11 protein-coding genes are annotated in these 13597 nt (G+C 67.7%); 6 read left to right on the top strand and 5 right to left on the bottom strand.

All coding sequences use genetic code 11. The annotated features are described in order from the left end of the window. Window positions 1-17 precede the first annotated feature (17 nt). Window positions 18-431, top strand: coding sequence for a DUF1801 domain-containing protein (locus tag CA951_RS08150; RefSeq protein ID WP_087556345.1), 414 nt, complete (start codon window positions 18-20; stop codon window positions 429-431). A gap of 6 nt (window positions 432-437) precedes the next feature. On the opposite strand, the gene CA951_RS08145 is transcribed toward CA951_RS08150, so the two are convergent. Beyond that, the gene (locus CA951_RS08145) at window positions 438-1139 is read right to left on the bottom strand and encodes a YafY family protein (RefSeq protein ID WP_087556344.1); all 702 of its coding nucleotides are present in this window, start codon (window positions 1137-1139) and stop codon (window positions 438-440) included. A gap of 120 nt (window positions 1140-1259) precedes the next feature. On the opposite strand from CA951_RS08145, the gene CA951_RS08140 reads away from it, so the two are divergent. Beyond that, window positions 1260-2006 (top strand): alpha/beta fold hydrolase, encoded by a 747-nt coding sequence (locus tag CA951_RS08140; RefSeq protein ID WP_087556343.1) that lies wholly within the window; start codon window positions 1260-1262, stop codon window positions 2004-2006. A gap of 5 nt (window positions 2007-2011) precedes the next feature. Here the strand turns inward: CA951_RS08140 and uvrA are convergent, their stop codons facing one another. Beyond that, a complete protein-coding gene (uvrA, locus tag CA951_RS08135) occupies window positions 2012-5005 on the bottom strand; it encodes an excinuclease ABC subunit UvrA (RefSeq protein WP_179220142.1) in 2994 nt (997 codons plus the stop codon). A 152-nt stretch (window positions 5006-5157) separates the two neighbouring features. Here uvrA and CA951_RS08130 point away from each other — a divergent pair, with 152 nt between their 5' ends. From CA951_RS08130 to CA951_RS08115, 4 genes are all read left to right on the top strand, one after another. After that, window positions 5158-5847 (top strand): MBL fold metallo-hydrolase, encoded by a 690-nt coding sequence (locus CA951_RS08130; RefSeq protein WP_087556341.1) that lies wholly within the window; start codon window positions 5158-5160, stop codon window positions 5845-5847. Between the two features lie 167 nt (window positions 5848-6014). Continuing rightward, the gene (locus tag CA951_RS08125) at window positions 6015-6977 is read left to right on the top strand and encodes a DoxX family protein (protein WP_087556340.1); all 963 of its coding nucleotides are present in this window, start codon (window positions 6015-6017) and stop codon (window positions 6975-6977) included. Between the two features lie 146 nt (window positions 6978-7123). Beyond that, entirely contained in the window at window positions 7124-9406 is a 2283-nt protein-coding gene (locus CA951_RS08120) for an ATP-binding domain-containing protein (protein WP_087556339.1), read from the top strand. Further along, on the top strand, window positions 9403-9789 hold the full coding sequence (locus CA951_RS08115; protein ID WP_087556338.1) for a DUF732 domain-containing protein: 387 nt from the start codon (window positions 9403-9405) through the stop codon (window positions 9787-9789). Before CA951_RS08120 ends, CA951_RS08115 begins: the two co-directional genes overlap by 4 nt. A gap of 11 nt (window positions 9790-9800) precedes the next feature. Here the strand turns inward: CA951_RS08115 and CA951_RS08110 are convergent, their stop codons facing one another. The 3 genes from CA951_RS08110 to uvrB form a co-directional block, all read right to left on the bottom strand. Then, window positions 9801-10253: a universal stress protein gene (locus tag CA951_RS08110; RefSeq protein WP_005247414.1), complete on the bottom strand. Its 453-nt coding sequence runs from the start codon at window positions 10251-10253 to the stop codon at window positions 9801-9803. A gap of 188 nt (window positions 10254-10441) precedes the next feature. Next, on the bottom strand, window positions 10442-11314 hold the full coding sequence (locus CA951_RS08105) for a hypothetical protein (protein ID WP_087556337.1): 873 nt from the start codon (window positions 11312-11314) through the stop codon (window positions 10442-10444). 46 nt (window positions 11315-11360) lie between these two features. Further along, a complete protein-coding gene (gene uvrB / locus CA951_RS08100) occupies window positions 11361-13523 on the bottom strand; it encodes an excinuclease ABC subunit UvrB (RefSeq protein ID WP_087556336.1) in 2163 nt (720 codons plus the stop codon). Between the last annotated feature and the right edge of the window lie 74 nt (window positions 13524-13597).

Raw genomic sequence — 13597 nt, 5'->3', positions numbered from 1 at the left:
GACGGCAGGGTACTGAGATGGCGAGCCGCAACAAGACCGAGCAGACGTCGGCCGGTGTCGACGAGTTCCTCGCGACGATCGCCGACCCGGTGAAGCGCGCCGACAGCGCACGACTGGTGGAACTGCTCACCGCCGCGACGGGTGAGCCCGCCGCGATGTGGGGAACCAGCATCGTCGGATTCGGCTCCCGCCACTACCGGTACGCCAGCGGCCACGAAGGCGACACCGCCCTGATCGGATTCTCGCCGCGCGCGGCGGCGCTCACCCTGTATCTCTCCCTCGACTTCACCGAGCACGAGGCCGAACTCGCGGCGCTCGGCAAGCACAAGGTCGGCAAGGGCTGCCTCTACGTCAAGAAACTCGCCGACGTCGACGAGTCGGTTCTCGTCTCGCTGGTGAACCGATCCGTGGCGGCCGCCCGCGCGCTCTGATCGCCCTCACCGGTCGAACACGGTGCGCGCGTCGGCGGGCGGTTCGCCGAAGAGGTCCGGATCGCGCGGGACGAACGACCGGGCGGTGAGGGTGGCGTCGGAGACGCGATCCAACCGGAACCAGCGCACACCCGCCCGGCTCAGGCACCACGCGACGAGGAACCACGACCCACGTGTGTGCGCCAGAAGGTGCGGTTCGACGACCCGCTCGGTACGGTCGCCGTCCCGGTCGACGTACCGCAGGGACACCATCAGTTCGCGCTGCAATCCGTCTTCGACGACGCGGCGGATGCGGGGTTCCGCGCTGCCTCCGGTGTTGTCTCGCCGGATCCACACCTTCGCACCGAGGTGCTCCACCCGCTCCCTCGACTCCGCGTCCATCACGTCGAGCAGCTTGGCGAGCGCGGCCCGGCCGTCCGTCGCGAACGGCGCATCACGGAAGGCCGTGAGGGCGAGCGCCACCGAGACCGCCTGAGCGGGAGTGAAATTCACCGGCGGCAGCATGCCGTTCCCGATGATCCCGTATCCCCCACCCGGTCCGGCGGTCGCCCGGATCGCGGCGCCCGAGGACTGCAGTACGGCGATGTCCCGCTTGATCGTGCGAGGCGTCACCTCGAACTGCGCCGCCAACTGCTCCGCGGTCCGGCCCCGGTCACCCGCGCGGCGCAGTTCTTCCGTCAGGGCGTGGAGGCGGGCTGGACGGTCCATGAGGGCAGTCTGCCGAACGTCCGCGGCAAAGTCCCGATTCTGATCGGGCCGGTTCCGTTATGCGACTGTGACGAATACGATGACACGCTGGTGTCACCGTTGCGGGTTCACTCTTGTCTCATGACTCGGACAAGCGAAGTACACGGCAGCACAGGCACCCATATCATTCTGGTCCCCGGATTCTGGCTCGGCGCTTGGGCCTGGGAGGCAGTGGAATCCGGTTTGACCCGGCAGGGACATCACGTCACCGCGGTGACGTTGCCCGGACTCGACTCCACCGGCAGCGACCGCGGCGACGTCCGGCTGGACGACCACGTCGCCGCGATTGCGGAGGTAATCGCGAACACACCGTCGCCGGAACGGGTGGTGGTCGTGGCGCACAGCGGTGCGGGGCCGGTGGCGTACGCGGCGAGCGATCGGGTGCCCGACCGAGTGGCCCGCATCGTCTACGTCGACTCGGGACCATTGCAGAGCGGCACCGCGCTGCGCGACGATCTCGACCCGGCGGTCGTCGAGATTCCGCTGCCGTCCTGGTCCGAACTCGAGGCCGAAGGCAGCAGTCTCGACGGACTCGACGACGACATGCTCGCGGCGTTCCGCGACCGGGCGGTGCCGATGCCGGCCGGCCCGGCGAGGGACACGGTCGAACTCACCGACAGCAGGCGACTGGACGTGCCGACCACGGTGATCTGCACCAGTTTTCCTTCGGAGGTCATCCAGCAGATGGCCGCAGCGGGTCATCCGATGGCGGCCGAACTCGCGCAGATCGCGAAGGTCGACTACGTCGATCTGCCGACAGGGCACTGGCCGATGTGGTCGCGGCCCGCAGACCTCGCGACCGCGATCGACGCGGCCGCGAGGGACTGACCGGATCAGCTGACTGCTGCGGCCTTCTTCGGCGCCCGCTTACGCGGTGTCGCCGTGGCGGCCGCCGCAGTCTTCTTCGCCGACGCGGACTTTCGCGTCGGCGAGGACTTGGCTGCCTTCGACTTCGCCGGAACGGGTGCAGGCACCGCGAGGACATTTTCGAGGAACCGGCCCGTGTAACTCTCCGGAACCTGCGCGATGTCCTCCGGGGTTCCCTCCGCGACGACGGTTCCGCCGCCGGACCCACCCTCGGGCCCCATGTCGACGACCCAGTCGGACGTCTTGATGACGTCGAGGTTGTGCTCGATCACGATCACCGTGTTGCCCTTGTCGACCAGACCGTTGACGACTCCGAGCAGCTTGCGGATGTCCTCGAAGTGCAGACCCGTCGTGGGCTCGTCGAGGATGTACACCGTGCGGCCCGTCGAACGTTTCTGCAGTTCGGCGGCGAGCTTCACGCGTTGCGCCTCACCACCGGACAGCGTGGGCGCGGGCTGACCGAGCCGCACGTACCCGAGACCGACCTCGACGAGGGTCTTGAGGTAGCGGTGGATCGAGGTGATGGGCTCGAAGAATTCTGCCGCCTCCTCGATCGGCATGTCCAGGACCTCGGCGATGGTCTTGCCCTTGTAATGAACCTCGAGCGTCTCGCGGTTGTACCGGGCACCGTGGCAGACCTCGCACGGCACGTACACGTCGGGGAGGAAGTTCATCTCGATCTTGAGCGTGCCGTCGCCGGAGCAGGCCTCGCACCGGCCGCCCTTGACGTTGAACGAGAACCGGCCCGGCTGGTAGCCGCGCACCTTCGACTCGGTGGTGGCGGCGAACAGGGTGCGGATCTTGTCGAACACCCCGGTGTAGGTGGCCGCATTGGACCGCGGGGTGCGGCCGATCGGCGACTGGTCGACCTGCACGAGCTTGTCCAGCTGGTCGAGCCCGTTGACGCGGGTGTGCCTGCCGGGCACCTGACGGGCGCCGTTGAGCTTGTTCGCCATGACAGTCGCGAGGATGTCGTTGACGAGCGTCGACTTACCGGACCCGGACACACCGGTGACCGACGTGAGCACTCCCAGCGGGAAGCTGACGTCGATGCCGCCGAGGTTGTGTTCGCGCGCGCCGACGACCGTGACCTGCCGCTTGCGGTCGACCGGACGGCGGATGGCGGGAATCTCGATGTGACTGCGGCCCGACAGGTAGGCGCCGGTGAGGGACTCCTCGCAGTCGAGCAGTTCCTGGTACGGCCCGCTGTGGACGACCTTGCCGCCGTGCTCGCCGGCGAGCGGTCCGATGTCGACCACCCAGTCGGACGTGCGGATGGTGTCTTCGTCGTGTTCGACCACGATCAGGGTGTTCCCGAGGTCGCGCAGGCGCGTCAGGGTCTCGATGAGACGCCGGTTGTCGCGCTGGTGCAGACCGATCGACGGCTCGTCGAGCACGTACAGCACACCCACCAGTCCCGAGCCGATCTGCGTGGCGAGACGGATGCGCTGCGCCTCACCACCGGACAGGGTGCCTGCGGCGCGGGCGAGGGAGAGGTACTCGAGGCCGACGTCGAGGAGGAAGCCGAGTCGGGCCTGGACCTCCTTGAGCACCTGACCGGCGATGGCCTCCTCGCGGCTGCCCAGCGTGAGGCTGTTCAGGAAGTCGGCGCAATCGGAGATCGACAGTTCGCAGACCTCGGCGATCGACTTCATCCCGAACTTCTCGTTCGCGATCGTGACCGACAGGATCTCGGGGCGCAGTCGCGCACCGCCGCACGCGGGACAGGGGGTGTCCCGCATGTAGCCGTCGTAGCGTTCCTTCATCTGGTCGGACTCGGTCTGCTCGAGCCGGCGGTGCAGGAACGGCATGACGCCCTCGAACTCGGCGTAGTAGGAACGGGTACGCCCGTACCGGTTCTTGTAGCGGACGTGGACCTGCTCCTCACTGCCTTCGAGGATCGCCCGGCGCGCCTTCGCCGGAAGCTTGTTCCACGGCGTCTTCATGTCGAAACCGAGAATGTCGCCGAGTCCGGACAACAGCCGACCGAAGTATTCGGAACTCTGCCCCATCGACCACGGCGCGATGGCCCCGTCCGCCAGCGACAACTCGGGGTCCGGGACGACGAGGTCCGGGTCGACCTCCTTGCGGATTCCGAGACCGGTGCACTCGGGGCACGCGCCGTACGGGGAGTTGAACGAGAACGACCGCGGCTCGAGGTCGTCGATGGACAGTGCGTGGCCGTTCGGGCACGCCAGCTTCTCCGAGAACCGACGTTCCCGGTCGGCGGCGTTCTCCTCGCGGTCGACGAAATCGAGGACGACGATGCCCTCCGCCAGTCGCAGCGCGGTCTCGACGGAATCGGTGAGCCGCTGCTTGGAACCGGCCTTGACCGTGAGGCGGTCGACGACCACCTCGATGTCGTGCTTCTCCTGCTTCTTGAGTTTGGGCGGCTCGGACAACGGATACACCACGCCGTCGACCCGCACACGCGAGTAGCCCTGCATGTTGAGCTGGTCGAACAGGTCGACGAATTCGCCCTTGCGGGTACGCACGACGGGGGCGAGCACCTGGAAGCGGGTGCCTTCCTCCATCTCCAGAACCTGGTCGACGATCTGCTGCGGCGTCTGCCGCGCGATCTGCTCCCCACAGATCGGGCAGTGTGCGGTGCCGGCCCGCGCATAGAGCAGACGGAGGTAGTCGTAGACCTCCGTGATGGTTCCGACCGTCGACCGCGGGTTCCGGTTGGTCGACTTCTGGTCGATGGACACCGCGGGCGACAGACCTTCGATGAAGTCGACATCGGGCTTGTCCATCTGACCGAGGAACTGGCGCGCGTACGCCGACAGCGACTCGACGTAGCGTCGCTGGCCCTCGGCGAAGATCGTGTCGAACGCCAGACTCGACTTGCCCGAGCCCGACAACCCGGTGAACACGATCAGGCTGTCGCGGGGCAGATCGAGATCGACCCCTCGCAGATTGTGCTCACGGGCACCCCGCACGATAAGGCGATCCGCCACTCCAAGTCCCTTCATTGTTCGACAGCCGAGGACGCGCGTGGACGCATCAGCCCTCTGGCCGTGCCATGGTAAGCCGGGGCACCGACACGTTCTGTGGGACGGATGGCCGCCCTGCCACTCACCTGCCTGTATTCGACGGTAGCCTCCCCATCATGACCGAGCAGCCCATGGTGATAGAAGACTCGTACACCGGCCACCTCTCCCCCGGTTCGGCGCCGCAGCGCCGCACGGTTCCGGGAGCCACGATCACGAAGATGTCCGTCGGCCCCATGGACAACAACGTGTACCTGGTCGTCTGTTCCGCAACCGGAAAATCCGTCCTCATCGACGCCGCCAACGAGGCGGACCGCGTCAACCAACTGATCAGCGAACACGCGCCGTCCCTCGATCTGATCGTCACCACGCACCAGCACGGCGACCACTGGCTGGCGCTCGAGGACGTCGCGGCGGCCACCCGCGTGGACACCGCCGCCCATCCCCTCGACGCCGATGCACTGCCCGTCCGGCCCGACCGCCTCCTCGAGGACGGCGACACCGTCACCGTCGGCGAGATCACCCTCGACGTGATTCACCTCGCCGGCCACACCCCCGGTTCCGTCGCGCTCGCGCTCACCGAGGCAGGCGGCGGACGCACCCACCTCTTCACCGGCGACTCCCTCTTCCCCGGCGGCGTCGGCAAGACCGCCGACGCGGGCAAGTTCGCATCACTGCTCACCGACGTCGAAACCAAGCTCTTCGACCGCTACGGCGACGACACCGTCGTCTACCCCGGCCACGGTGACGACACCACCCTCGGCGCCGAGCGCCCCCACCTCGGGGAGTGGCGCGAGCGCGGCTGGTGACCGCATCCGATCGCCGATCGCGGACCGCACGGCCGCGATTGGCGATCGGCCTCCCTGGGTACTGGTGAATGGGCGGACCGTCGGTCCGGCAACTCTGTCGTACGCCGACGACTGCCCAGAACTCTCGTTAGTGTGAGACGGGAGAACTCGAGATTGGGAGGCCAGGAATGCTCGTCCGTCGTATCGCTCGCCCACTGCTGTCCGCGATCTTCATCAGCGGAGGGATCGATGCACTTCGAAATCCGGCGCAGAAAGCACAGGCCGCCGCACCACTGATCGACAAGTCCACCGACGCACTTCCCGGGTCCGTCACGCAGAAGATCCCGTCCGACCCGGAGACGTTGGTCAAGATCAACGCCGCCGTGCAGATCGGCGGCGGCGTGCTCCTCGCCACCGGCAAGGCACCGCGCCTCGCATCGCTCGCGCTCGCAGGCAGCCTCGTGCCCACTACCGTTGTGGGGCACGACTTCTGGAACGAGACCGACCCCGCGAAGAAGGCGGCGCAGCGCACTCAGTTCCTCAAGAATGTGAGCCTGCTCGGCGGACTGCTCATCGCCGCCGTCGACACCGAGGGCAAGCCGTCGCTGGGCTGGCGTGGACGCCGCGCCGCCCGGCACGCACAGGAGACCGTGGCCGCGGCCCTGCCACTCGGATCCGGCCACGACCATCACGGCCCCGAGATCGCAGAGGCCCTGGCCGCGGCGTCGGAGCGCGCACGCATCCTGTCCGGCGAGGCCGCCGAGCGCGGGTCGGGCCTTCTCGAGGTCGCGAAAGAACACGGCACCGAATTCGCGAAGGTCGCGGCGGATCGCGGCGCCGAATGGGCGGAGGTCGCGAAGGAGCACGGCGCCGAGTGGGCGGACGTCGCCCGCGAGCGCGGCGCCGAATGGGCGGACGTCGCGAAAGAACACGGCGCCGAGTGGGCGGACGTCGCCCGCGAACGCGGCGCGGAACTCGTCGAGGCGGCGAAGGAGCACGGCCCGGAACTGGCCGAGGTCGCCCGTGAGAAGGGCGGCGAATGGGCCGGCACCGCCGCAGAACGCGGTGAGGTGCTGAGCAAGCGGGCCCGCAAGCAGGCGGAGACCGCGCTCGAGAAGGCACGGGCGAAGCGGGACGAACTGTCTCACTGACCCGGCCCGCGTCGGATATTCGATCTGATCGGCCCCGGAGACCGCCGCTGACCTGCGATGTCAGCGACACGCCTCCGGGGCCGACTAGACTGTCCAGGCACTTTTGCAGCCGATCCGGTTGCAGCCGAACCAGTCAAGGAGACCTCTTGCCCGACGAGGACACGTCACGCGACGAGCGCGAGCTCGAGCAGCAGTACGTGACGATGCTCTACACCCGACTGGACGGCCTTCGCCGATACGCGGCGAACCGGCTGAGCCGTGTACTGCTCGAAACCGGGGGAACCCCGCAGGCCCGGAGCGAGCGGGAGTCGTTCAACCAGCTCTACACCGAAGACCTCGCCAAGTACGACGCCGCCGAGAACGGACTGTGCTTCGGCCGGATCGACCTCGACGGCGAGCACCGCTACATCGGCCGCCTCGGCATCCTCGACGAGGAGAACGACTACGAGACGATGCTCCTCGATTGGCGTGCGCCCCTTGCCCGCCCGTTCTATCTCGCGACGCCCGCCGCCCCGGACGGCGTCACCCGCCGACGGCACATCCGCTCGCGGAGCCGCCGGGTGACCGCCGTCAACGACGAATACCTGGACCTGGCGGCAGCGGAGGCCGCGGGCACGGTCACCGGTTCGGACGGCGTCGCGGGTGAGAGCGCGCTGCTCGCGGCGTTGAACGCGGCCCGCACGGGTCAGATGAACGACATCGTCGAGACGATCCAGGGCGAGCAGGACGCCATCATCCGATCGGAGCACAAGAGCGTACTCGTGGTCCAGGGTGGTCCCGGAACCGGCAAGACCGCGGTCGCTCTGCACCGCGCCGCCTACCTGCTCTACACGTATCGCCAGCAGCTCGCGAAGGCCGGCGTCCTCATCATCGGCCCCAATGCCACGTTCCTCGACTACATCGGCCAGGTGCTGCCGTCGCTCGGCGAGACCGGTGTGCTGCTCTCCACCATCGGCGACCTCTACCCCGGGGTCCGCGCCACCGTCGAGGACAGCCTCGACGCCGGCGAGATCAAGGGCTCGCTCGACATGCTGGACGTCCTCAAGAAGGCGGTCCGGGATCGGCAGGAAGTGCCGTCACGGCCCGTGGAGCTGACGTTCGACACCTACCGGATCACCCTCGACCGCAAGGTCGTCACCCGGGCTCGTGGCCGGGCGCGGTCGTCCAGGCGCCCGCACAACCTGGCCCGTCCCATCTTCGTCTCCTCGGTCATCGAGGCGCTCGCGCAGCAACTCGCGGACACGCTCGGCGCCAACGTCGTCGACGGCGGGAACCTGCTGAGCCGGGACGACATCGCCGACATGCGCGACGAGATGCGTGAGGACCCGGACATCATGACGGCGATCAGCGCGCTGTGGCCGGAACTGTCGCCGCAGCAGGTCCTCGCCGAGCTGTACGCCTCACCGAACCGACTGGCCGATGCCGCACCGAATCTGACGGAGGCGCAACGCGTCTCGCTGCACCGCCCCGGAATGCGCGGCTTCAGCGCCGCCGACGCCCCACTCCTCGACGAACTGGCGGAACTCCTCGGCGTCGACGACGCCGCCGAGCGGGAGCGCGCCCGTCGCCAGTGGCGGGCGCAGATCGCGGACGCCCAGGGCGCCCTGGACATCCTGACCGGATCGGCGCCGCAGGACCTCGAGGACGAACTGGACCCGGAAATCCTGATGGCCTACGACCTGATCGATGCCAGCCAGCTCGCCGAACGCCACGACGTCGGGCAGCACCAGACCACCGCGGAACGCGCCGCCGGCGACCGAACGTGGACCTACGGTCACGTGATCGTCGACGAGGCGCAGGAGCTCTCGGAGATGGCGTGGCGAATGCTGATGCGGCGCATACCGAATCGCTGGATGACGCTGGTCGGCGACACCGCGCAGACCGGCGACCCGGCGGGAACGTCGTCGTGGCAGCGGATCCTCGAACCGTACGTCGCCAAGCGGTGGAAGCTGACGGAACTGACCGTCAACTACCGCACGCCGGCGGAGATCATGACATCGGCCCGGCGGGTTCTCGCCGAGATCGACGCCGAGCAGACCGTGCCGCGGTCGGTACGCGAATCCGGTTTCGCACCGTGGGCCCTGCAGGTGTCCAAGGCCGAACTGGCAGACACCGTGCGCACCTGCGTGTCCCGGGAAACCGGACCGGGCACGACCGTCGTGATCGGCGGCCACGACCTGGTCGCCGCACTCGCCGACCTGAGGTCGGACACGGTCAGCGTGCTCACGGTGCGTGACGTCAAGGGATTGGAATTCGACTCGGTGCTCATCGCCGAGCCCCAGGACATCCTCGACGAGTCGCCGCGCGGCATGAACGACCTCTACGTCGCTCTGACCCGTGCGACGCAACGACTCGGTGTGGTGCACACGAAGGCGTTGCCCACTGTGCTGTCCGAACTCGGCCCGGCAGAGGTCGGGATCCTGTCGTGACCCCGGGCGGTCGCGGTCGGCGGATCGGGTGTGGGCTCGTCCTCACCACGATTGCGCTGACCGCGTGCTCGGAGGCCACCGCCTCCGACCCGCCGCCCACCGCCTCGGTCGCATCCACCACCGCCGCATCACACCTGGATGCCCGTGGCCTGCGCTACAGGGAGGCGCTGGTCGCGGCGGGGATTCCGGCGCCGCCCGACGATACGGTCCTGGCGCTCGCAAACGGGATCTGCGGTCAGCTGTCCGAGGGGACCGACGAGGCGACAATTCTCGCGCATCTGACCCCGATGGCGCAGTTCGCCTCGGCGACGTCGGATTCGGGCCTCACCACCGAACAGGTGGCGCAGGTGTATCTCGATGCCGCCGAGGCGAATTACTGCTGATCGGTCCGGTGTCAGCGCACCGTGTGGACGATGAGGACATCGGACGTCGACTTGCGTGCGGCATCGGACGGAACCGACCCGAGAAGCCGGCCGGTGAGGGTGTTGAGTCCACGGTTACCGATAACCAGGAGACCGGCCTCGACCTCGTCGACCAGGTTCAGCAGCGACTCGACGGGGGCGCCGACGACGGCGCGTTCGACGACCTCCTTGGCGCCGGCGGCGTGGGCGCGCTCCTTCGCCGTGCGCAGGATCTCGTACGTCGGGGCCGAACCGGTGATCTGGTAGGCCTCGTCACCGAGCGCGTCGGCGGCCTGCCCGACGTCCTTCGGATCGGCCGGGTAGTACGCGCAGGCGATGATCAGCTTGGCACCGGCGTCCCCCGCGATGGCGGCAGCCTTCTCGACGGCCAGAAACGACGACTCGGAGCCATCGGTTCCGACGACAACGGTCCGGTAGGCGCTCATTCATTCCTCCATGTCTGCGATGGTCGATTGGCCGGGGTCCGGACACACGTCATGCCTGGACCCAGCAGCCACTGCGCTGACCCTAGCCGCCCCGGTGCCCTCATAGGTGCATTTGCAACACATGCCACAGGGGATATCCCCGGTGCATGACGGATCACATTTTCCGTGCGCTCGGGCTGTGATCGGTGTCAGCGGGACACGGCGACCTTGGGACCGAACACACCGGCCGGGAACACTCCCGCCGCGACGATCGCGTCCCGCCACGGGGTCGCGAGTTCGACGAGCCGGGCCGCCCCGTCCTCCCCCAGTGCCGCCCACGGTGCCAGCGCGAGATCGTCGGTGAGATCCTCGACCAGTTGCCGCAGTTCGTTGCCTGCGGCAGTGAGTTCGCCCCGGGCGTCCAGGATTTCCCGGTCACGCAGACTCTCGCATGCGGAGTCCCACTGCTCCTGGGTCCAGGCCCGGCGAGTGATCGCGAACTTCTTCTGGAACCCGTACCCGGTGGCGGTGTGGGTGATCAGCGATTCGAGTCCGCTCAGACCTGCAGTCTGCAGGGCGGCGATGTGACCGTCGCCGCGGTACTCCCGCAGCACGGTGAGGGCATGCCAGAACGCGAGATGCGGTGAGTCCGGCCACTCGACCTCGGTGTAGCCCGCACAGAGCGGCCTGCCCTCGACACCCGGGATACCCCGCGCCGCAATGGACGCCAGTTCGGCCGCCTCGGCCATCTCCGGCGACGTGGTCACCGATTCACCGAGCAGTCGCACATACGCCTCGCCGACCGCCCGGTACCGCGCCTCGACGATGGCCGCGGGCGTGGCCAGACCCCAGGCACGCGGAATGATCGACTCGACCACGGCGGGACTGAAGTTGAAGAACGTGGCCGTGACCACGGCCGCGCCGACCGCGCCCATCGGCGCGGAACGTCCGGCGAAGTAGGTCATCCGGCCCGGTTCGAGCCCCGCCTCGACCAGCCGTTCCTCGACCTCGGGAACGAAATAGCTGAGGGAGTGAAGCAATTCCAGGGATCGGGCGGTGCGACCTGCGTTGTGTGCATCCATATGTGCGACCGTACTGCTGCGCGACCGTAGTGCCTCGGCGCCCTCGCTATTTCAGGCCCGCGGCATCCATGCCGCGCAACTCTTTCTTCAGATCGGCGATCTCGTCGCGCAGTCGCCCGGCGAGTTCGAACTGCAGATCACGCGCGGCGTTCATCATCTGATCGGTCAATTCCTTGACCAGGTCGGCCAATTCCGCCCTGGGCATCGACTTCGTGTCGCGGCCCTCGTACACGCCTGCACTGACCGACCGTCCCGCCTCGCCCTGTGCACGACGCCCCCGGCTGGCGTTGCGGCCGGAACCGCCGACGTCGACGCCACTGGCCGTGTCCTCGGCCTCCTCGTAGACCTGGTCGAGGATGTCGGCGATCTTCTTCCGCAGCGGCTGCGGATCGACGCCCATCTTCTCGTTGTAGGCGATCTGCTTCTCACGACGACGCTCGGTCTCCTCGATGGCGTGCTGCATCGAGTCGGTGATCTTGTCGGCGTACATGTGCACCTGACCGGAGACGTTACGAGCCGCACGGCCGATCGTCTGGATGAGGCTGGTCGAACTCCGCAGGAAGCCCTCCTTGTCGGCGTCGAGGATGGCCACCAGCGACACCTCGGGCAGGTCGAGACCCTCACGCAGCAGGTTGATACCCACCAGAACGTCGTACTCCCCCAGCCGCAGCTGCCGGAGCAACTCGACGCGCCGCAACGTGTCGATGTCCGAGTGCAGGTACCGCACCCGGATCCCGAGCTCGAGGAGGTAGTCGGTGAGGTCTTCCGACATCTTCTTCGTCAACGTGGTGACGAGGACGCGCTCGTCGCGGTCCGCGCGTTCCCGGATCTCGTGCACCAGGTCGTCGATCTGGCCCTTCGTCGGTTTGACGACCACCTGGGGGTCGACGAGACCGGTCGGGCGGATGACCTGCTCGACGAACTCGCCCCCGGCCTGCCCCAGCTCGTACTTGCCGGGTGTGGCCGAGAGGTACACCGTCTGCCCGATGCGCTGGGTGAACTCCTCCCACGTCAGCGGGCGGTTGTCGGTGGCCGACGGCAACCGGAACCCGAATTCGACGAGGTTCCGCTTACGCGACATGTCACCCTCGTACATCGCACCGATCTGCGGGACGGTCACGTGGGACTCGTCGATGACGAGGAGGAAATCCTCCGGGAAGTAGTCGATCAGCGTTGCGGGCGCGGTGCCCGGTCCACGACCGTCGATGTGCCGCGAATAGTTCTCGATGCCGGAGCAGAACCCGACCTGCTTGATCATCTCGAGGTCGTACTGGGTGCGCATCCGGAGCCGCTGCGCCTCGAGCAGCTTGCCCTTGTTCTCGAGGTCGGCGAGCCGCTCCTCGAGTTCGGCTTCGATGTCCTTGACGGCGCGTTCCATCCGCTCCGGACCCGCGACGTAGTGCGTGGCCGGGAAGATGCGCACCGAGTCGACCTTCCGCACGATGTCCCCGGTGAGCGGGTGCAGGTAGTACAGCGCCTCGATCTCGTCGCCGAAGAACTCGATCCGGACCGCCAGTTCCTCGTACGAGGGAATGATCTCGACCGTGTCACCGCGCACCCGGAAGGATCCACGGGTGAACGCCAGGTCGTTGCGGGTGTACTGCACGTCGACCAGCAGCCTCAGGAGGGCATCGCGCGGAACCTCCACACCGACCTCGAGCTGCACCGAGCGGTCGAGATACGACTGCGGGGTGCCGAGGCCGTAGATGCACGAGACGGACGCCACCACGACCACGTCCCGCCGCGAGAGCAGGCTCGACGTCGCGGAGTGCCGAAGACGTTCGACGTCGTCGTTGATCGACGAGTCCTTCTCGATGTAGGTGTCGGTCTGCGCGATGTAGGCCTCGGGCTGGTAGTAGTCGTAGTACGAGACGAAGTACTCGACGGAGTTGTTGGGCAGCATGTCGCGCAACTCGTTGGCCAGCTGCGCGGCGAGCGTCTTGTTGGGCGCCATCACCAGCGTGGGGCGCTGCACCTTCTCGATCAGCCACGCCGTGGTCGCCGATTTACCGGTACCGGTGGCGCCGAGCAGGACCACATCTTTCTCACCTGCGTTGATGCGGCGTTCCAGATCCGCGATCGCCGTCGGCTGGTCGCCGGCCGGTTTGTGGTCGCTGACGACCTCGAAACGCGCCTCCGACCGCTCGATCTCCCCGATGGGACGGAACTCGGAATGTGCCACCACGGGGTGCTCGGATGCAAACGCCATGCAACCAGGGTAGGCCGAGGTACCGACAAACTTCCCGGGCGATCTCCGTCGGCTGAAAAATCCCGGTAGGTTCC

It is taken from the genome of Rhodococcus sp. NCIMB 12038 (genome assembly GCF_002165735.1).
In the GTDB taxonomy this organism is placed as follows: domain Bacteria; phylum Actinomycetota; class Actinomycetes; order Mycobacteriales; family Mycobacteriaceae; genus Rhodococcus_F.
This window is presented reverse-complemented; position numbering and strand designations above follow the sequence as displayed.

Bases quoted from the DNA above. Each gene is read 5' to 3' on its own strand.
- CA951_RS08150 (WP_087556345.1), top strand. From the start codon at position 18: ATGGCGAGCCGCAACAAGACCGAGCAGACGTCGGCCGGTGTCGACGAG.
- CA951_RS08145 (WP_087556344.1), bottom strand. From the start codon at position 1,139: ATGGACCGTCCAGCCCGCCTCCACGCCCTGACGGAAGAACTGCGCCGC.
- CA951_RS08140 (WP_087556343.1), top strand. From the start codon at position 1,260: ATGACTCGGACAAGCGAAGTACACGGCAGCACAGGCACCCATATCATT.
- CA951_RS08130 (WP_087556341.1), top strand. From the start codon at position 5,158: ATGACCGAGCAGCCCATGGTGATAGAAGACTCGTACACCGGCCACCTC.
- CA951_RS08125 (WP_087556340.1), top strand. From the start codon at position 6,015: ATGCTCGTCCGTCGTATCGCTCGCCCACTGCTGTCCGCGATCTTCATC.
- CA951_RS08110 (WP_005247414.1), bottom strand. From the start codon at position 10,253: ATGAGCGCCTACCGGACCGTTGTCGTCGGAACCGATGGCTCCGAGTCG.
- CA951_RS08105 (WP_087556337.1), bottom strand. From the start codon at position 11,314: ATGGATGCACACAACGCAGGTCGCACCGCCCGATCCCTGGAATTGCTT.
- uvrB (WP_087556336.1), bottom strand. From the start codon at position 13,523: ATGGCGTTTGCATCCGAGCACCCCGTGGTGGCACATTCCGAGTTCCGT.